This is a genomic window from Rathayibacter sp. AY1C4, from assembly GCF_002932195.1.
Taxonomy (GTDB): domain Bacteria; phylum Actinomycetota; class Actinomycetes; order Actinomycetales; family Microbacteriaceae; genus Rathayibacter.
Map to the genome: position 1 here is coordinate 38,526 of NZ_PSWE01000009.1, position 19,140 is coordinate 57,665.

The window sequence follows — 19,140 nt, forward strand, 5'->3', positions numbered from 1 at the left end:
CCCGGTCACACGGACGAAATCCACGGCGGATAATGTGAATCATGCCTTCCGTCCGTGCTCATCCGTCACCGCTCCTGCGCCCGCGCCACTTCGACCGCGACGACGTCGTGGTCCATGCCGGCCTGTTCTCGCTGGTGAACTCGAGTACGACGCCCCGCGCGGCCTGGACCGAGGACCTGATCGCCATCGGCGAGGTCCTCGACGCCGCCGAATTCCCCTACCGCCTCATCCGCGGCACCGACGGCTCGCCCTTCCTCGCGGTGGACCGCGTGCTCGGCGCCGAGCTGGCCACGCTGCTGGCGCGCGCCTTCGCGACCGAGCCCTTCTACGCCAAGACGGTCGACAAGCGGGGCACCCCGCCCCAGCTCCTGGCCGAGGGCGTGCTCGCGCCGTACCCGCGCGCCTCCGTTTTCAAGCTCTTCCGCCCACGCGTCTCCTCGACGGGATCGCTGCGCTACGGCGCCCGCAGCGGCGTCCGCCTCGAGCTGTGGAAGGTGGGCGAGGAGGAGATCATCACTCCCGCCGAGAACGCGCTCATGCGCAACAGCCTCCCCGTCGCCGAAGCCATCGACGCCCACGTCGAGGCGTACGGCCGCACCTGGCCGACGTTCGAGGGCATGTTCGAGCCGCTCGTCAGCGACATCCGCTTCGAGGTGGACATCGTCTTCTCGTGGGTCGACGGCACCGACCTGGAGTTCCAGCGCGCCCGTGCGGCCCGCATGGCGAGCTACGTGGTGGGCGAGGGCGACGACGCTCCGGCGCGCTTCCGCCAGATCGACGAGCTCAAGTACGCCCTGCGCAGCGTCTACATGTACGCGCCGTGGATCCGGCACATCTACATCGTCACCGACTCCCCGCGCCCGCGCTGGCTGGACGAGCACCCGGACGTCACCCTCGTGCGCAGCGAGGACCACTTCCGCGACCTCTCGGTGCTGCCGACGCACAACTCCCACGCGGTCGAGAGCCAGCTGCACCGCATCCCGGGGCTGGCGGAGCACTTCCTCTACTCCAACGACGACATGTTCTTCGGGCGCCCGGTCGACCCGTCGATCTTCTTCTCGCCCGGAGGCATCACGAAGTTCATCGAGGCGACGACGCGCATCGGCATGGGCGACTCCAACGCCTCCCGCAGCGGCTTCGAGAACGCGGCCCGCGTCAACCGGCGCCTGCTCCGCGAGCGCTTCGGCGCGATGACGACCCGTCACCTCGAGCACGCCGCTACGCCGCTCCGCAAGACCGTGATGGCCGAGCTCGAGGCCGAGTTCGAGCCGGAGTTCACCGCGACCGCCGCGAGCCGCTTCCGCTCCGCGAGCGACGTCTCCGTCACCAACTCGCTCTACCACTACTACGCGCTGATGACCGGGCGCGCGGTCGTGCAGGAGAACGCCTCGGTGAAGTACGTCGACACGACGATGCACCAGGGGCTGAAGGACATGCGCAAGCTCCTCAAGAACCGCGGAGTCGACTTCTTCTGCCTCAACGACGGCAGCTTCCCCGAGATCTCGGCGGAGGCGCGCACCAAGGCCGTCATCGGGTTCCTCGAGGAGTACTACCCGATCCCGGCTCCGTGGGAGCGCGAGGACTGACCGTGGGCTGGGCCGTCGGGGGAGCGGTTGCCGGGCTGCTTCTCGGCCTGGCGAGCTCGCTCGTGTTCCCGGGCATCGGAGTGGGAGCGGGCGTCGGCGTGGGCGTCGCGCTGGCCGCGGCGCTGGCGTTCGCCGGATGGCTGTTCGCGCGGGACCGCGCCGGCGGGCGCTGATACCGCCGGCCGTGTCCGAGGACGCGGTCGACGCGGCGCCCGGAGGCGTCAGGGCGACCCCGACGCCCCGTCGCGTCGCTACGCGCTGACGCCCACCCGCTCCACGAGCGGCGGGTAGAGCTCCTCGTCCCGGGCGACCGGGGCCGCCGTCGCCGCGGCGATCTCGACGCCGTGGTCCGCGAGGATCCGCTGCGTCTCGTTCGCCGAGACGTAGGACACCTCGGTCGAGGCGCCGATCGGCACCACCGAGTGCAGCACCGTGCCGTCGTAGACGTGGATCAGGTTGAACGCCTGGGCGCCGTTGCGGGCGCGGGTCGCGCCCACCGGCACGTTGAGGTCCTGGGTGTAGCAGGTGGCCGACGCGACCGAGACCGGGATGCCGGCGAACATCGCCGTAGACGAGTAGTGCAGGTGGCCCGCGATGATGCTGCGGACGTCGGAGCCCTCGAGCACCTCAGCGAGGGCGGGCTGGTCGCGCAGCTCCACGAGGACCGACAGGTCGAGCACGCTCGGCACCGGCGGGTGGTGCAGCGCGAGGATCGTGCCGTGCGGGGCCGGGCTGGAGAGCTCCTCCGCCAGCCAGTCGAGCTGCGCGTCCGAGATCTCGCCGTAGTGGGCGCCGGGCACGGTGGAGTCCAGCGCGATGATCCGGAGCCCGTTGACGTCGTGCACGCGGTCGACCGGCTGCGTGGTCGGGAGCTGGTCGAGCAGCCCCGAGCGGAACGCGCCGCGGTCGTCGTGATTGCCCATCACCCAGATCACCTCGGCGCCGAGGCGTGCGGCCGCGGGCTCGACGACGGCGCGCAGCTTCGCGTACGCCTCCGGCTCGCCCTTGTCGGCGAGATCACCCGTGATGACGACGGCCTCCGGACGTCCGCCGGACGCCTCCAGCTCGTCGAACAGGAGCCGCAGCTGGGCCTCGCTGTCGACGTCGGAGCCGTACAGGCCGCCGTCTCCGGCGATGAAGTGGGTGTCGCTCAGGTGAAGGATGAAGTGGTTGGGCCGGGGGTACTCGGCCTGGCGGAGGGACATGATCCTCGGGTTCCACGATCGGCGGGAGCCGGATCACGCGACCCGGCGTCGGCACTTGCGCACTGCTCCAGCGGAGGCGACCCCGCTGCGATCAGTCCATCATCGCGGGGTGAACTCCGGGCCAACACCGGTCGGCGCGTCATCGAACGGTTCTCCCAGGTTGCCGGTCGCTGCGCGGTCCTCCCGGACCCCGGAGGGCCGCCGCGATCAGAGCCGGGCGAGCAGCCGCGCGTAGAACTCGATGGCGCGCTCGAACTGGTCGGCCTCGACCGACTCGTCGACCCCGTGGATCCCGAGCTGCTGCCGCGGGCTGATCTCGAACGGGATGAAGCGGTAGACGTGGTCGCTGATGGCGTGGAAGTGCCGGGCGTCGCTGCCGCCGGTCTGCACGTAGGGGGCGACGACCGCGTCCGGGAACGACTCCTGGACGACCGCGCGGAGCAGGTCGTACGGCCCGCCGTCGCCGGGCTCGCCCGTGGGGGAGACGGGGGAGGGCTCGTGGGCGACCTTCACCTCGACCTCGACCTCCGGGTCGTCGATGACGGCGCGGATGCGCTCGACCACGCCCGCCACGGTGCCACCCGGGTTGATCCGCACGTTCGCGGTGGCGCTGGCGCTGGAGGCGAGGACGTTCGCTCCGGTGCTGCCGCGCAGCTCGGTGATCGCGACCGTCGTCCGCAGCATCGCGGCCGAGCGGTTGGAGTGGGCGGCGAGCGCGCCGACGACGGCGTCCGGGTGCTCGTGCGGGCGGGCGTACCAGACGGCGTGGGCCGCGTCCGCGTGGTCGGCCGCCGCGCGCACCAGCTGGGCGATCGGCTCCGGGAGGGTCGAGGGGAACGGGTTCTCGGTCAGGCGGTGGATCGCCCTCGCGAGCCGCTGGGTGGCGAGCAGCCCGGGCGGGGGCGGCGGAGCGGAGGCGTGGCCGCCGACGTCGCGGCAGGTCAGCTCGAGGTTCATGATCCCGCGCTCGGTGACGCCGATCACGGCGATCGGGGTGGTGACGCCGGGCAGGATGCCGCGCCGCACGTTCCCGCCCTCGTCGAGCACGAGGCGCGGGCGGACCCCGCGCGCGCCGAGCAGGGCGACGACCGAGGGGGCGCCGTCGCCCGCCGTCTCCTCGTTGTGCGTGGAGAGGAGGTACACGTCGTGCCGGGGCCGCTCGCCCCGCAGGACGGCCGCCTCGACCGCCTCGAGGAGGGCGACGAGGGAGCCCTTGTCGTCGAGGGCGCCGCGCGCCACGACGGAGGTGCGGCCGTCCGCGGCGACGACCGTCTCGGCCGCGAACGGGTCGTGCGACCACTCCGCCGCCGTCACGCTGACCACGTCGTAGTGGGCCATCAGCACGGCCGGCTCGCCCGGCTCCTCACCGCGCCAGCGCCAGAGGAGGGAGTGGCCGGCGACGGTCTCGGACTCCAGCGCCGCGTGCAGCGCCGGGTAGAGCTCGGCGACGAGCTCCCGGAAGGCGTGGAAGCGGCTCCAGTCGGTCGCCGACTCGTCCGAGTGGGACACGGTGTCGACGCGCAGCAGGGCCTGGAAGCGCTCGAGCGCGGTCGTCGTCACCGGGCTAGCCTACGACGGCGGTGCCGGGCCCCCGGCCCGTCGGAGCGGAGGTGCGCGGTGGGGCTGCCCGAGGTCTGCGTCGTCTACGTCCTCCGCGACGGCCCGCGGGGCGCGGAGGTGCTCCTCGGCCGCAAGCGCAGGGGCCTCGGCGAGGGCCGCGTGGTCGCCCCCGGCGGCAAGCTCGAGCCCGGCGAGTCGCCCGTCGCCGCCGCCGTCCGCGAACTGCAGGAGGAGGCCGGGCTCGTCGCCCGAGCGGCCGATCTGGAGCCGCGCGGCGTGCTCGACTACTCCTTCCCGCACCGGCCGGCCTGGAGCCAGCGCTCGCACGTCTTCCTCTGCCGCCGCGTCACCGGCGAGGTCACCGAGTCGAGCGAGCTCGCCGCCGCCTTCGTCCCGGTCGAGGAGGTGCCGTTCGAGCGGATGTGGGATGACGCCCGCCTCTGGCTGCCGGGCGTGCTGCGCGGGGGCGCGCCCGTGCGCCTCCGGGTCGAGTTCGGCGCCGACCTCGCGAGCGTGGCCTCGTGGGGGCCGGCCGACGCTCAGACGAACGTTCCCGCCACCAGCAGCGCCAGCAGCGAGATCACCGAGGCGATCGAGAGCGTCAGCGAGTAGGCGGTGAACGTGCCCCGCACGGTGAGGCCGAGCACGGACTTGAAGAGCCAGAACGCGTTGGCATTGACCATCCCGAGGAAGAGCGCGCCGGAGCCGGCGGCCAGGGCGATCAGCGCCGGGTTCACGTCGAGCACGGGGATCAGCGGGGCGACGATGCCGACCGCGGTGATCGCGGCCGTCGAGACCGAGCCGATCGCCGCGTGCAGCACGGCCGCGACGACCCAGGTGAGCAGGATCGGCGAGAGGGCCCGCCCGTCGAAGGCGCCGGCGAGCGCGTCGCCGACCCCGGTTCCTCCGACCACGGCGGCGAGGCTGCCGCTGACCCCGGTCAGGACGACGATCGGGCCGCTGCGGGTCAGTGCTCCGCCCAGTGCCGTGGCCACGGCGCCCTTCGGGAGCGTCCGCAGTGCCGTCGCGTAGGCCAGCACCAAGCCGGCCAGCAGCGCGATGTGCGCGTCGCCGAGGAACCGCAGGAGGGGGACGTCGAGCTCGGCCAGCTGGGTGAGCGAGTTCGCGGCGATCAGCACGATGGTGAGGGCGATCGGAGCGACGGCCAGCGCGAGCGGCACCCGCCGCGTCGCGAGCGCCGTGCCTCCCGTGGCCGCGCCCGCCTCGGGCTCGAGAGCGGGCCCCGGGACCGCCCCGCCCTCGAGGTCGCGCTCGTCCCGCCAGCCGCCGCGCTTCACCAGGGCGCTGTACACCAGCACGGTCAGCACGATGGTGACGATGCCCAGCGGGGCGCCGATGGCGACCATCGACGGCAGGGGAGCGCCCGCGATGCCTGCCGTGGCCAGCGCGGCGGCTCCGGGGACGACGAAGACCACGCCCACGATCATCCCGACGATGGAGGAGCCGGCCAGCAGCCCGTAGCCACCGGCACCGAGCCCCCGCGAGGCCAGACGAGTCAGCGGTGCGCTCATCACGACCAGCACGTCGGAGTAGATCGAGGGGAAGGCGACGCCCAGGGTCAGCGCGTAGGCGACCGGGAGCGCGCGCCGACCGAAGCGCTTCACGAGCCAGCGGGCGAGCAGCGGGGCCACGCCCAGCGCCTCCAGGAGCGATCCGAGCAGCAGGCCGAGCGCGATCAGCAGGCCGATGTCGCCGAGGACCGCGCCGAATCCGGACGTCATCGCGGTCACCGTCCCCTCGCCGCCCTGCCCCGAGACGAGGCCGAGCCCGAGGGCCGAGACGAGGAGGGCGATCACCGGCTCGACCTTCAGCACGACGATCAGGACCACGACGGCCACGATCGTGAGCAGGATGAGGAGCACGGGCCAGTAGTCGGTCATGGGCGGTCCTTCTGTCGAGGAGCGGGAGGGCCCGGAGACCGGGTCGCCGCGAGCCGTCCAGCCCCGGCCGTGGTGCGCCGCCAGACGGACGATCGCGCGGATCCGCGGAGCCGGGAGAACGCCGCGGAGATGCGGCGCGTCAGCGGAACATACCGATCCCCGACCCTGCTCCCCGACGTCGACGACTTCTGTCGTCATGCAGCGTCGCGAACACGCGGGCCGGATGCGCACCCTGCTACTTTCACCGGGCAGACGTCCTCGGGGGGAGGACGCAGCCGCATCTCTCCTCCGTGGTCACCCGCATCCGGACGGCCTCCGCCGTCCGACCCGCCAGGCGCCCTCCGTGGGGCGCCGCCGTCAGCGGGCCACACGACAGCGACGCGATCCGGCCCCGCCCGGACGCGCCCGAGCGCAGCAGGAGCACTACCCATGACGGCACAGATCATCGACGCGACCGATCTCGACGAGCTCCGGCGCGTCGGGCAGGAGCTCCGCGAGGGCGCGACCGTCATCGCGCAGACCGACACGAACTACGGCGTGTTCGCCAGCCCCTTCTCGCGCAGCGCCTGCTTCCGCCTCTACGACATGAAGAAGCGGGACGGCGCGAAGCCGCTCACCCTCTTCGTCTCCGCGCCCCGCGACTGGGCGACCTGGGCCTTCGCCCCGGAGACGGCCGACATGGACGCGCTCGTCGCAGCGTTCTGGCCGGGGCCGCTGAACGTCATCCTGCGCCGCAAGCCCGTCGTCCCGGACTGGGTCACCTCGGGCCAGGACACGGTGTCGGTCGTGCACAACCTCAGCGCCCCGATCAACCTGCTCTCGATATTCGCAGGCCTGCCGCTCGCGGCCACCTCCGCCAACATCAGCGGCACGGTGTCGACCGGACTCGTCGACTTCGACCTCGCCGCGGAGCACCTCGGCGGCGACAGCGACTACCTGATCCGCAGCACCACCGCCCCCGACTCCACGATGAGCAGCACGATCGTCTCCCTCGTGGGCGGCGCGTCGATCGTCCGTCAGGGCGACGTGGGCGCCGACGCACTGCGCGTCGTCGTGCCCTCCCTTGTCTGACCTCGGGCGCGGGGACGCCCCGCGCGGCCGCAGCGCGGCCGGGCTGATCACGGTCTACCGGATCGTCTCGCGCGCCTACTTCCACCTGCCCGTGGTCGCGGTGTTCCTGCTGGCGCGGGGCTACCCGATCCTGGCCGTGGCGCTGCTGCTGGCGCTCTACGGAGTGGTGGCGGCGCTCGCCGACGGCCCGCTCTCGCCGCTCACACGCCGCCTGTCCTCGGCGGGCGCGCTCGTCGTCGGCGAGGGCGTGAAGGCACTGGGCCTCGTCGTGATCGTGCTGGACGCGGATCCGGTCGCCGTCGTGATCAGCCAGCTGCTCGCCGGCTGCGGCTTCTCGCTGACGGCCGGGCGGGACGCCGCGCTGGCCTCCTCGCTGCGCGCCGGAGCCGATGCTCGCCGCCAGGAGACGCGGGTGCAGAGCGGAATGTTCCTCGCCTCCTTCGGCGCGGGAGTGCTCGGGGCCGCCTCGCTCGCGCTCTGGGACCGGCTGCCGTTCCTCCTCAGCGCGCTCGTGTCGTGCGCCGCGCTGGCCGTGGTGCTCCTTGCCCGCCTGCCGCTCGGCGCGAGCGCCGCCTCGGGAGTGGCGGCGCGCGCCGTGCGGCCGGCCGTCCTGCCCGCCGCGGTGCGCTTCTGGTCCCTCTACTACTCCGTGAACCGCGCCGTCCTGCTCGCCGCTTACACCTTCGTGATCCCGCTGCTGCTGTTCCAGGAGCTGCGTCTGACGCTGCCCGCGTTCGGCCTGGTGCTCGGCCTCTACACGCTCGCCGGCCTGGCCGCCGCCCGGCTCTCGCCGCTCATCGCCGGCACGCCCCTGGTCTTCCGGCTGACGGCGCTCACCCAGGTGCTGGGCCTCGCCCTGACCACCCTCGGGGTGCTCGGCGCCGCGATCGCCGGCCTGGCCCTGCTCGGGATCGCGGGCGGCTTCGTGCGGCCCGCGACGATGATCGCCCTGGCGCCGGCGATGAACGGGCTCGAGGACGGCGCCCGGGTCGCGGTGATGCGCGGACTGGAGCGCAACCAGGGGATCCTCCAGGCCGTCCTGCTCGTCGGCGCCGGGATACTCGTCCCCCTCACGGGAGGGACCGCGCCGACCCTCATCGTCCTCGTCGTCCTCGCGGTCCTCGCGCAGACGATCGGGGCCGTCTCGATGCGACGACAGGAGAGGAGGGCCGTCACCGCGGAAGCGGAGTGACAGAGGAAGTCCGGGACGAGCCCGCCGGCGGAGTCCCTCATCCACGTGCAAGGAGTGAAGCAATGCAGCCCATCTACACGTTCTCCGATTCCGACAGATCGACCCTCCAGCAGTCGCTGCTGGCGGTCGCCATCGACCCCTACAAGGACTACGACCGCTTCCGCGACGCGATCGCCGCGCTGATCGACAGCGGCGACGTCCCGCAGGGCTTCGTCGACGCGCTCGCCCGCATCCGGCGCGAGCGCGACGAGAAGATCACCTACGCGCACCTGATCTCGAACAACCCGGTCGACGACGAGATCCCCTGGCTCGACCAGGACGACGCGCTCGAGGACAAGTACCGCAAGAAGCTGACGTTCGTCGGCGAGGGCCTGCTCGAGCTGCAGTCGCAGTACCTCGGCTCGCCGCTGCTCGCGTACGCCACCCGCAACAACGGCGACTTCTTCCAGGACGTCTACGCCGACAACCGCTTCTCGAACACCCAGACGCAGAAGACCGACGGCGAGCTGTACTGGCACAACGAGCGGACCGCGCACCCGGTGCGCGCCGACTTCATCTCGCTCCTGGGACTGCGCACGCCCGAGACCGACCTCGTCTACACGAAGTACGTCGACGGCCGCGAGATCCTGCGCTTCATCTCACCCGAGAACCAGGCGCTCCTGCGCGAGGCGGTCTACATCACCCCGTTCGACGAGCTCTCGCGCGCCCAGAACAAGAACCAGATCGTGTCGGACCAGCACGCTCTGCTCGAGAACGAGCACAGCTTCCGCTACTACGACACCCGGACGGTGCCGGCCGACCCGGACGACCTGCCGCACCTGTGGGCGCTCTGGCAGTTCCGCGATGCGCTCTCGAAGGTCAGCGAGCAGTACCACCGGATCCGCGACGCGGACCTGCTGATCATCGCGAACCAGGACGGCCTGCACAGCCGTCAGCTCGTCGACGTCCAGGACCGCGACAAGACCCGCTTCCGCTGGCTGCTGAAGACGTACTCGTTCCGCGACGCGGCGACCGCGGACCGCCACTCCGACTACTGGCTCGACGGCGTCCGCGGCCGAGTCACCGACTGAGAGAGAAGGAGAACGACATGACCGATCTGACCAGGAGCACGCCCCCGCACCCGCTCGACTTCCTGCCCGCGACGGCGCCCCTGGAGGTGTCCAGCGACGACGTGACCGACGGCGAGCGGCTCGCCGAGGCCCAGGGGAGCGGCGACACCAGCCCGTCCCTGCGCTGGAGCGCCGGCCCCGAGGGCACGCAGTCGTACGCCGTGACCGTGTTCGACCCCGATGCGCCGACCCTCGGCGGCATCCACCACTGGGTCCTGGTCGACATCCCGAAGGAGGTCACCGAGCTGGCCGCCGGCTCGACGGAAGTGGGGCGCCCGGCGCTCAACGACCTCGGGTCGCTCGCCTACGCCGGTGCGGCCCCGCCGCCCGGTGACCGCCCGCACCGCTACCTCTTCACGGTGCACGCGCTCGGAGTGCCGACGCTGCCGGTCGACGAGTCGACTCCGGCCTCGCTGGTCGGCTTCCATCTGACCGTCAACACGCTCGCGCGAGGCTCGCTCACGGCCCTCGCCTGAGCCGTCCCGTCGGCGCGCGCGGCGCGGACGGGCGCGCACCGGGCACCGGAGTCGATCCGGAGCCCGGTGCGCGTCCGTTCGCGGCATCACCGCCGCGGACGACGGGAGGCGATCCGCTAGGCTTCCGCTCGGCCGGGGCCCCGCCCATGGCGTCTCTGGACACCACGAAAGGGAAAGAATGACCAGCACGACGGTGATCGAATGGCGTGAGCAGGCTCCTGCGGAAGCGGTGGACGCGCTCTACGCCCCCGGTGGACTGGTCGTCTGCGCGACCAAGGTCGGCTACATCCTGATGACGACCGACGGAGCGGGCCTCGAGCGCAAGTTCTCGGCCAAGCAGCGCAACCGCAACAAGCCGGGCGTCGTGCTCTGCTCCAGCATCGAGCAGCTCACCGAGCTCGCCGAGCTCAACGAGGAGGTCCTCGCCTTCTACCAGAAGCACTGGGACCAGGACGTCCTGCTCGGCTGCATCCTCCCGTGGAAGGCCGAGGCCGTCGACCTGATCGACGAGGACGCCCGCGAGCTGGTCCGCGACGGACGGGGCACCAGCTGCTTCGTCATCCGCTTCGGCCGCCCGGCCGAGCAGCTGGTCGCCACCATGTGGGAGCGCGACCGCACCCTCACCTTCGCCAGCTCGGCCAACCCCTCGGGCGTGGGCAACCGCGGCCGCGTCGCGAACATCGGCGAGCGGATCGAGAACGAGGCCGACGTCATCGTCTCGGCCGACTCCTACGTCTCCTCGATCCAGCCGGACAAGGACGAGGACTCCCGCCACGAGCAGGGCGTCATGGTCTCGATGGTGGACGCCTCGGGCGCCCTCATCCCGGTGCAGGGCGGCGAGCGCTCAATCACCCCGGGTCCCGTGCTCATCCGCCGCGGGCTCGACTACGAGCGCATCATGCTGAACCTCGCCGAGCAGTTCAACTCCTGGGACTACCGCCAGGGCGAGTACTACTGATCCGGTGAGGGATCGGATCGACGGCCGGGCCGGGCCCGCCCCCGGCCCGGCCGTCGTCGTTGCACCGCCAGGACTCCAGCAGGCCGTGAGGGGTCGTCGACCCCTCGCTTCACCGGCGGCCGACGCTCGCCGGCCCCCTCGAGGACCTCGTGATCGACGTCTCCGATGGCGCGGAGCCCCGCGCGCTGCGCGTTCTCGGGTGGGCCGCAGCCGTCTCCCTCCTCCCGGTCGGCGTGACGGCGGCGCTGGCGGGACTCGGAGCGCTCGTGGAACCCGGCTTCGCCTCCCTCCTCCTCTTCCTCGCGGCGGTCGGGCTCCTTCCTGGAGCGCTCGTCTTCGTCCTCCCGTGTGCGGCGCTGGCACTTCGGCGATCGACGTCGACACCGTCGCTCGCTCCGGCCCTCGTCCTGGTTCCAGCGTGGCTGGCAGCCCTAATCGTCGTGTCGCCGTCGATAGCGCTCGTGGTCGGCGTGGCCGACGGGCAGCCGAGCGCGAGCAGTGTCCTGCAGGCGGTCGCTCCGGGCCCGGCGCTCCTCGTCGCCGTCCCGCCGAGCATCCTCGCTCGGGGCCTCTCCCTGCTGCTTCTCGCGCTCGGGCGACGGCGGCTCCGCCGGTCCGGTGAGCCACGGCACGAGGAGCGGGCGCCCGGATGGTACGAGTGATCGCGGGCGAGTCCCGCCGTCAGAGCTCCAGCACGTCGCCCGGCTCGAGGGCGTGGTACTCGCCGCCGCCCTCGCGCACCGCCCAGCCGAGCCGGTCGTGGCCGAGCGAGCGCCCCGCCTCCGAGAGCACCTGCTCGTGGGTCGCGAAGGCGTGCCGCGGGGCGAGCTCGAGCACGTAGTCCATCGCCTCGGCGATCTTCATCCACGGTGCTCCCGAGGGAGCAGCGAGGATCTCGACATCGACGCCCTCCGGCACTGTGAACGAGTCGCCGGCGTAGTAGACCCGGCCGTTCACCAGGACGCCCACGTTGTCGATCACGGGGATGCTGCGGTGGATCACCGCGTGACGGGAGCCGAAGAAGCGCAGCTCGAACGGGCCCACCGTCACGACATCGCCGTCGGCGACCGTCTCGACGTCGAAGCCCTCGGCGGCGGCGGCGACCCCGGCCGGGCCGAGGATCCGCAGCGACGGGGCCGCGTCGCGCAGGCGCTGCAGCTGCTCCGGGGTCCAGTGGTCGGCGTGCTCGTGGGTGAGCACCACGGCGACGGTGTCGGTCGTCCCCTCGACGGGCCGGGTGAAGGACCCCGGATCGATCACCAGCCGGGCGCCGTCCTCCTCGATCAGGACGGCGGCGTGCTCGAGTTTCGTCAGTCTCATGCCCCGAGCCAACCGCCTCGGCGGGCGGCGGGCAAGGCCGGGGCCGAGCGGAGACCGGATGGGCCGGGCGCTCGATTTGCGTCGATGCGGATCCGTGTGCAACACTCTTCGAGTTGCAAAAACGCGGCCCCATCGTTTAGCGGCCTAGGACGTCGCCCTCTCACGGCGGTAACGCGGGTTCAAATCCCGCTGGGGTCACCACGGCAACACGAGAAGAACCCCCGGTCTGACCGGGGGTTCTTCTCGTTTAACACCCGGGTGCTCGCCACGCGGCACCCGCTCGACGCATCGCGCCGATCGCCTCGTTCCCGCTCCGCCTCCCCGGGGCCGCATCCCGCCGGATCGGCGCTAGGATCGCATCCGCGAAGGGGAGTATCCCGCCTTTCCGCTCCCGTCAGTACGCACCGCCCCTGCGCGGCGCCGGGGGCGGGACGGGTGACGCGGACCGGCACGGCCGTCCGCTCCCCGGGGAGAGACTTTCGGCCCCCACCCACTCGGAAGGCCCTCATGCTCGATCTGCCCGTCTGGTTCGTGATCGGCTCGTTCGTCGTCCTGAGCCTGATCCTCGCCGCCGACCTGCTGCTGGTCTACAAGCGCCCGCACGTGCCGAGCCTGAAGGAGTCGGGGCTGTGGGTCGGCTTCTACGTGTCGCTGGCGCTCGTGTTCGCGCTGCTGATGCTGATCCTCGGCGGCGGCGAGCTGGCCGGCCAGTTCGTCGCAGGCTGGCTGACCGAGTACAGCCTCTCGGTCGACAACCTGTTCGTCTTCGTCATCATCATGGGCCGCTTCGCGGTGCCGGCGAAGCTCCAGCAGGAGGTGCTGATGGTGGGCATCATCATCGCGCTGGTCTTCCGCGGCGTCTTCATCCTGCTCGGCGCGCAGCTCATCGAGAGCTTCAGCTGGATCTTCTACCTCTTCGGCGCGTTCCTGGTCTACACGGCCTGGAACCAGGCGTTCGGCGCGGAGGACGAGGACGAGGGCACCGACAACCTGCTCATCCGGCTCCTGCGCCGCCGCGTCAAGATCTCGGACTCGTTCGACGGCTCCAGGATCCGCACCACGATCGACGGCACGCGCCACTTCACGCCGATGCTGATCGTGTTCCTCGCGATCGGCTCGACCGACCTGCTCTTCGCGCTCGACTCGATCCCGGCGATCTTCGGCATCACCGAGAGCCCCTTCATCGTGTTCACCGCGAACGTCTTCGCGCTGATGGGGCTCCGCCAGCTCTACTTCCTGCTCGGCGGGCTGATCGACAAGCTCGAGTACCTCAAGTACGGGATCGCGTTCATCCTCGCCTTCATCGGCGTGAAGCTCGTCCTGCACGCCCTGCACGAGAACGACCTGCCCTTCCTCAACGGGGGCGAGCCGGTGCCGGTGTGGGACATCGACACGATCACCTCGCTCGTGGTCATCGTGCTGAGCATGACCGTGGCGACGCTGGCGAGCCTGGCGAAGATGCGCCGCGAGCACCGCCACATCCAGCTGCACGACGGGCACCCCGAGGTCGTCGCGGACGACGCCCGGTCCTCCGCCGAGGAGAAGTGATCCCGCGATGACGACGACCACGGTCGACCTGCCCCAGGGGGCGCTGCGGCTCGCCGTCAGCAGCAGCACCGACGTCGGCGCCGTCCGCCGCGTCAACGAGGACGCCCTCCTCGCCGACGAGCTGCTCCTGGCAGTCGCGGACGGGATGGGCGGGCACGCACGAGGGGACCTCGCGAGCGCAGCCGCCGTCGAGGCGCTGCGCGAGAACCGGCCGACGAGCCTGGGTCCGGTGGACGCGGTGTTCGACCTGGTGGAGGGCGCCAACACGGCCGTGCGCGCGCTCGACGTGGGCGGTGCGCTCTGCGGCACGACGCTGACCGGGCTGATGCTCGTGCTCCCCGAGCCCGCGGGCCCGGCCCGCTGGGCGCTGTTCAACGTCGGGGACTCCCGCGTCTACCGCTGGGACGGTGCCGAACTCCAGCAGCTGACGGTGGACCACTCCGCCGTGCAGGAGCTCGTCTCGGCCGGCCTGCTCACCCCCGAGTCGGCGGAGTCGCATCCCGACCGCAACATCGTCACCCGCGCCCTCGGCGCCGACGAGGAGGTCGAGACGGACGTCTGGACGCTGCCCGTCGTGCCGCGCGCCAGCTACCTGCTCTGCTCCGACGGGCTGACGAAGGAGCTCTCCGACCAGCGGATCGCCGCCCTGTTCGCCCGCCGCGACTCCGGCGACCCTGCCGACCTCGCTCAGGCGCTCGTGCGTGCGGCGGTCGAGGCCGGCGGACGGGACAACGTCACCGTCGTCGTCGTCGACGCCGTGCTCGACGCCCGCGCCTGAGCCGGGCGACTCCGTGCCGCGCCCGCCCGGGAGGCGGGGGAGCGCGGTGCTATTCTCGGTCCATGCTGAGTGGCCCGCACCTCCTTCCGTGCCGCGACGAGACCTCGAACTGACGGCCTCCCTCGTCGCGGTGCCTCGCCCGGCCGAGCAGCGACTCCAGGAGGAGAAGGAACCGTCATGATCGAGACCACACCCGGCACAGCCGCGCCCGCGTCGAGTGGAGCAGGGACCGGCAGGAGAGCCGAGAAGCCGCGCACCCTCGCCGAGAAGGTCTGGGACGACCACGTCGTCGTCGCGGGCGAGAACGGCGCTCCCGACCTGCTCTACATCGACCTGCACCTGCTGCACGAGGTGACCAGCCCGCAGCCGTTCGACGGCCTGCGTGCCGCGGGGCGCCCGCTGCGCCGGCCGGACCTCACCATCGCCACCGAGGACCACAACACGCCGACCCTCGAGATCGGACGCCCCATCGAGGATCCGATCAGCCGCACCCAGATCGACGCGCTGCGCCGCAACGCCGGCGAGTTCGGCGTCCGCCTGCACTCCCTGGGCGACGTCGAGCAGGGCATCGTGCATGTCGTCGGCCCCCAGTTGGGCCTGACGATGCCCGGCGTCACGGTGGTCTGCGGCGACTCGCACACCTCCACGCACGGCGCGTTCGGCGCGATCGCCTTCGGCATCGGCACGAGCGAGGTCGAGCACGTGATGGCGACGCAGACGCTGCCGCTGCAACCCTTCAAGACGATGGCGATCACGGTCGAGGGCACGCTGAAGGAGGGGGTGACGGCCAAGGACATCATCCTCGCGGTCATCGCCCGCATCGGCACCGGCGGCGGCCAGGGCTACATCCTCGAGTACCGCGGCTCCGCGATCCGCGCGCTCTCGATGGAGGGCCGGATGACGATCTGCAACATGTCGATCGAGGCGGGTGCGCGGGCCGGCATGGTCGCGCCGGACGAGACGACCTTCGCCTACCTGCACGGCCGCCCGCACGCTCCGGCGGGCGAGGACTGGGACGCCGCGGTCGCCTACTGGCGGACGCTGCCGAGCGACGAGGGCGCCGTGTTCGACGCCGAGGTCGTGATCGACGCCGACGCGCTCGAGCCGTTCGTCACCTGGGGCACGAACCCCGGCCAGGGCGTCTCGCTCTCGCAGGCGGTACCGGACCCTGACGTCCTCGACGATCCGAACGAGCGCGCCAGCGCTCTGCGAGCGCTGGAGTACATGGCGCTGGAGCCCGGCACGCCGATGAAGGAGATCCCGGTCGACGTGGTCTTCATGGGCTCCTGCACCAACTCGCGGATCGAGGACCTGCGGGCCTTCGCTGCCGTCGTCGAGGGGCGCACCAAGGCCCCCGGCGTCCGCGTGATGGTCGTCCCCGGCTCCGCCCGGGTGCGGCTCGAGGCCGAGGCCGAGGGGATCGACCGGATCGTCACCGCGTTCGGCGCGGAGTGGCGCTTCGCCGGCTGCTCGATGTGCCTCGGGATGAACACCGACCAGCTCGTCCTGGGGGAGCGCGTGGCCTCCACGTCCAACCGCAACTTCGAGGGTCGTCAGGGCAAGGGGGCGAAGACCCACCTCGTCTCGCCCCTCGTCGCCGCGGCCACGGCCGTGCGCGGCACCCTCTCCAGTCCCTCCGATCTGGAGCCGGTCCGCGAGAGAGCAGGAGTCTGACCGTGCAGAAGTTCGAGACCGTCACCGCGATCGCCGCGCCCCTGAAGCGCGCCAACGTCGACACCGACCAGATCCTCCCCGGCATCTACCTCCGCCGCATCACGAAGACCGGCTTCGAGGACGCGCTCTTCCACGGCTGGCGGCAGGACGCGGACTTCGTCCTCAACCAGGAGCGCTACCGCGGCGCCGGCATCCTCGTCGCCGGCCCCGACTTCGCCATCGGCTCCAGCCGCGAGCACGCCGTCTGGGCGCTGCGCGACTTCGGCTTCCGGGTCGTCATCTCCCCCCGCTTCGGCGACATCTTCCGGGGCAACGCCGGCAAGCAGGGACTGCTCGCGGCCGTCGTCTCGGAGCCCGACGTCGAGCGGCTGTGGGAGATCATCGAGGGCACCCCGGGAATAGAACCGACGGTGGATCTGGTTGCGCGTACGGTCACCGCCGGTGGCGAGACCTTCGACTTCGAGATCGACGACTACACTCGATGGCGCCTGATCGAGGGCCTGGACGACATCGGCCTGACCCTGCGCGACGAAGCGCTCATTTCCGAATTCGAGACCCGCCGCGAAAGCTGGCGGCCCAAGACATTGCCGGTGAAATAGCGTGAACACACTTCTTCAGGACGCCAAGGCCCTGCAGGACGCCAAGGCGTCGGGAGCACGGGTGGGAATGACGACCGAGCGGATCACCATCAACGGCGGGCGACCGCTGGTGGGCCGGATCGAGCTCAAGGGGGCCAAGAACCTCGTCACCAAGGCGATGGTCGCGGCGCTGCTCGGCGAGACCGCCTCCACCCTCCGCGACGTGCCCGACATCAGCGACGTCCGCGTCGTGAAGGGCCTGCTCGAAGTCCACGGCGTCAAGGTGAAGCAGGGCGCCGAGATCGGCGAGCTGATCCTCGACCCCTCCAACGTCGAGTCCGCGCACTTCGCCGACATCGACGCGCACGCCGGCTCCAGCCGCATCCCGATCCTCTTCTGCGGCCCGCTGCTGCACCGCCTGGGCGAGGCGTTCATCCCCGACCTCGGCGGCTGCCGCATCGGCGACCGCCCGATCGACTACCACCTCGAGGTCCTCCGCAACTTCGGCGCGGTGATCGAGAAGCTGCCCTCCGGCATCCGGATGTCGGCCCCCGAGGGCCTGCACGGCGCCAAGGTGTCGCTGCCCTACCCGAGCGTCGGAGCGACCGAGCAGGTCCTCCTGACCGCGGTGCGCGCCTCCGGCATCACCGAGCTCTCGGGCGCGGCGATCGAGCCCGAGATCATGGACCTGATCAACATCCTGCAGAAGATGGGCGCCATCATCTCGGTCGACACCGACCGGGTGATCCGCATCGAGGGCGTGGACCGGCTCACCGGCTACTCCCACCGCGCGCTCTTCGACCGCAACGAGGCGGCCTCCTGGGCGGCCGCGGCCCTCGCGACCGACGGCGACATCTTCGTCGGCGGCGCCCGCCAGCAGGAGATGACCACCTTCCTCAACGTCTTCCGCAAGGTCGGCGGCGCGTTCGAGATCGCCGAGGACGGCATCCGCTTCTACCACCCGGGCGGCGAGCTCAAGCCGGTCATCATCGAGACCGACGTGCACCCCGGCTTCATGACCGACTGGCAGCAGCCGCTGGTCGTGGCGCTCACGAAGGCCAAGGGCGTCTCGATCGTGCACGAGACCGTCTACGAGCAGCGCTTCGGCTTCGTCGACGCGCTCGTCGAGATGGGCGCGACCATCCAGATCCACCGCGAGTGCCTCGGCGGGCAGGCCTGCCGCTTCGGGCAGCGCAACTTCATGCACTCGGCCGTGATCTCGGGACCCTCGAAGCTGCACGGCGCCGACATCGTCGTGCCGGATCTGCGCGGCGGCTTCTCGCACCTGATCGCGGCGCTCTCGGCCGAGGGCACCTCGACGGTCTCGAACGTCGGCATCATCAGCCGCGGCTACGAGAACTTCCTCACCAAGCTCGAGCTGCTGGGCGCCGACTTCTCGCTCGACGCGTAGCCGCCCACCGGGACCTCGGTGCCGCGGAGGACGACCGTCCTCAGCGGCCCGGGGTCCTGTCGCGCCCGGGCGCGCCCCACGCGGGCGGTTCCGCGTCCTCCTCCAGGCGTCCCCGGATCCGCTTCTCGAGGAGCGCGAGCGTCGTCTCCGGCGCGGGCCGGAGGCCCAGCGGTCCGGGCGACTCGACCAGGACCAGCGTCAGGCGTCCGCGCCGCGTGCCGGCCAGGACGACCTCGAGGGCCTCGCGCGGACGCAGGCCCACCAGCACCCACCGCCGCTCCAGCCGCGCGATCCGCGCCCAGGGCACGACGACGCCCCAGTCGCCGAAGGAGACGGTCAGTCCCCGGCGGCGCGGCACGACCACCGCGTAGGGCCGCAGCGTCGGCAGCGGGAACCGCGGCTCGATACGACGGAGGCCCGCCCCGAGCCGGCCGCGTCCGAGGACCGCGACGCCGCCGGTCGCCTCCGCCTCGACGTGGGCGAGCGGTGCCACCGCCACGCGCCAGAGGGCGTCGACCCCGCCGATCACGAGGGTGACGGCCGCCGAGCCGCCGACGAGGACCGCGAGCGTCAGCAGGAGGCCGTCGCCGAGCGCAGCCGCGTCGCGTCCGGCCTGCGTGGCGAGCAGCACGACTCCCCACACGATCAGGAGCACCAGGCCGGACAGCGCGATCGGCGAGTCGGCGAGTCGGCCGAGCGCTCGGCCGACGGCGTCCCACGGCGACGGGCGGCGACGCGGACGGGGCGTGCCGGTACCGTACCCGGCGGCCGGG

At 71.9% G+C, this 19,140-nt stretch carries 19 protein-coding genes and 1 tRNA gene; 15 read left to right on the plus strand and 5 right to left on the minus strand.

From position 1 onward, the window contains the following. Nucleotides 1-41 precede the first annotated feature (41 nt). Complete coding sequence (locus tag C5C99_RS06385) at nt 42-1,586, plus strand: stealth family protein (protein ID WP_104339806.1); 1,545 nt, start codon at nt 42-44, stop codon at nt 1,584-1,586. Between the two features lie 2 nt (nt 1,587-1,588). Further along, nucleotides 1,589-1,759 (plus strand): hypothetical protein, encoded by a 171-nt coding sequence (locus tag C5C99_RS17090; protein WP_159939285.1) that lies wholly within the window; start codon nt 1,589-1,591, stop codon nt 1,757-1,759. A gap of 78 nt (nt 1,760-1,837) precedes the next feature. Here C5C99_RS17090 and C5C99_RS06390 read toward each other — a convergent pair whose 3' ends face one another. After that, the gene (locus tag C5C99_RS06390) at nt 1,838-2,791 is read right to left on the minus strand and encodes a phosphodiesterase (protein ID WP_104237890.1); all 954 of its coding nucleotides are present in this window, start codon (nt 2,789-2,791) and stop codon (nt 1,838-1,840) included. Nucleotides 2,792-2,998: 207 nt separating this feature from the next. Then, nucleotides 2,999-4,351, minus strand: a complete 1,353-nt coding sequence (locus tag C5C99_RS06395; RefSeq protein WP_104295021.1) for a M20/M25/M40 family metallo-hydrolase — start codon at nt 4,349-4,351, stop codon at nt 2,999-3,001. A gap of 57 nt (nt 4,352-4,408) precedes the next feature. Here C5C99_RS06395 and C5C99_RS06400 point away from each other — a divergent pair, with 57 nt between their 5' ends. After that, complete coding sequence (locus C5C99_RS06400; protein WP_181072714.1) at nt 4,409-4,963, plus strand: 8-oxo-dGTP diphosphatase; 555 nt, start codon at nt 4,409-4,411, stop codon at nt 4,961-4,963. Here C5C99_RS06400 and C5C99_RS06405 read toward each other — a convergent pair. After that, nucleotides 4,891-6,252 carry a GntP family permease gene (locus C5C99_RS06405; protein ID WP_181028702.1) on the minus strand — a complete coding sequence of 454 codons (1,362 nt, stop codon included), beginning with the start codon at nt 6,250-6,252 and terminating at the stop codon, nt 4,891-4,893. The genes C5C99_RS06400 and C5C99_RS06405 overlap by 73 nt on opposite strands. A gap of 429 nt (nt 6,253-6,681) precedes the next feature. On the opposite strand from C5C99_RS06405, the gene C5C99_RS06410 reads away from it, so the two are divergent. The 6 genes from C5C99_RS06410 (at nt 6,682) to C5C99_RS06435 (ending at nt 11,720) form a co-directional block, all read left to right on the plus strand. Continuing rightward, entirely contained in the window at nt 6,682-7,323 is a 642-nt protein-coding gene (locus C5C99_RS06410) for an L-threonylcarbamoyladenylate synthase (RefSeq protein ID WP_104225616.1), read from the plus strand. Next, complete coding sequence (locus C5C99_RS06415; protein ID WP_104225617.1) at nt 7,316-8,515, plus strand: hypothetical protein; 1,200 nt, start codon at nt 7,316-7,318, stop codon at nt 8,513-8,515. The genes C5C99_RS06410 and C5C99_RS06415 overlap by 8 nt, the downstream gene beginning before the upstream one ends. Before the next feature lie 62 nt (nt 8,516-8,577). Next, entirely contained in the window at nt 8,578-9,585 is a 1,008-nt protein-coding gene (locus tag C5C99_RS06420; protein ID WP_104223082.1) for a TauD/TfdA family dioxygenase, read from the plus strand. A 17-nt stretch (nt 9,586-9,602) separates the two neighbouring features. Further along, complete coding sequence (locus C5C99_RS06425; RefSeq protein WP_104223083.1) at nt 9,603-10,100, plus strand: YbhB/YbcL family Raf kinase inhibitor-like protein; 498 nt, start codon at nt 9,603-9,605, stop codon at nt 10,098-10,100. 178 nt (nt 10,101-10,278) lie between these two features. Then, a complete protein-coding gene (locus tag C5C99_RS06430; RefSeq protein WP_104223084.1) occupies nt 10,279-11,058 on the plus strand; it encodes an L-threonylcarbamoyladenylate synthase in 780 nt (259 codons plus the stop codon). Between the two features lie 149 nt (nt 11,059-11,207). Then, the gene (locus C5C99_RS06435) at nt 11,208-11,720 is read left to right on the plus strand and encodes a hypothetical protein (RefSeq protein ID WP_104327299.1); all 513 of its coding nucleotides are present in this window, start codon (nt 11,208-11,210) and stop codon (nt 11,718-11,720) included. Between the two features lie 19 nt (nt 11,721-11,739). On the opposite strand, the gene C5C99_RS06440 is transcribed toward C5C99_RS06435, so the two are convergent. Continuing rightward, a complete protein-coding gene (locus C5C99_RS06440) occupies nt 11,740-12,378 on the minus strand; it encodes an MBL fold metallo-hydrolase (RefSeq protein ID WP_104225619.1) in 639 nt (212 codons plus the stop codon). A 125-nt stretch (nt 12,379-12,503) separates the two neighbouring features. Between C5C99_RS06440 and C5C99_RS06445 the strand changes: the two genes are divergently transcribed. From C5C99_RS06445 to murA, 6 genes are all read left to right on the plus strand, one after another. Beyond that, nucleotides 12,504-12,579 (plus strand) — tRNA-Glu (locus C5C99_RS06445). Nucleotides 12,580-12,885: 306 nt separating this feature from the next. Continuing rightward, nucleotides 12,886-13,926 carry a TerC family protein gene (locus tag C5C99_RS06450; protein ID WP_104223086.1) on the plus strand — a complete coding sequence of 347 codons (1,041 nt, stop codon included), beginning with the start codon at nt 12,886-12,888 and terminating at the stop codon, nt 13,924-13,926. A gap of 7 nt (nt 13,927-13,933) precedes the next feature. Further along, nucleotides 13,934-14,704, plus strand: a complete 771-nt coding sequence (locus tag C5C99_RS06455; protein ID WP_104223087.1) for a PP2C family serine/threonine-protein phosphatase — start codon at nt 13,934-13,936, stop codon at nt 14,702-14,704. A 177-nt stretch (nt 14,705-14,881) separates the two neighbouring features. After that, a complete protein-coding gene (gene leuC / locus C5C99_RS06460) occupies nt 14,882-16,378 on the plus strand; it encodes a 3-isopropylmalate dehydratase large subunit (RefSeq protein WP_104223088.1) in 1,497 nt (498 codons plus the stop codon). Nucleotides 16,379-16,380: 2 nt separating this feature from the next. Then, nucleotides 16,381-16,977, plus strand: coding sequence for a 3-isopropylmalate dehydratase small subunit (gene leuD, locus C5C99_RS06465; RefSeq protein WP_104223089.1), 597 nt, complete (start codon nt 16,381-16,383; stop codon nt 16,975-16,977). Nucleotides 16,978-17,044: 67 nt separating this feature from the next. Then, the gene (gene murA / locus C5C99_RS06470) at nt 17,045-18,367 is read left to right on the plus strand and encodes a UDP-N-acetylglucosamine 1-carboxyvinyltransferase (protein ID WP_181065448.1); all 1,323 of its coding nucleotides are present in this window, start codon (nt 17,045-17,047) and stop codon (nt 18,365-18,367) included. Nucleotides 18,368-18,407: 40 nt separating this feature from the next. Here the strand turns inward: murA and C5C99_RS06475 are convergent, their stop codons facing one another. Next, entirely contained in the window at nt 18,408-19,022 is a 615-nt protein-coding gene (locus tag C5C99_RS06475) for a hypothetical protein (RefSeq protein WP_104327302.1), read from the minus strand. Nucleotides 19,023-19,140 lie beyond the last annotated feature (118 nt).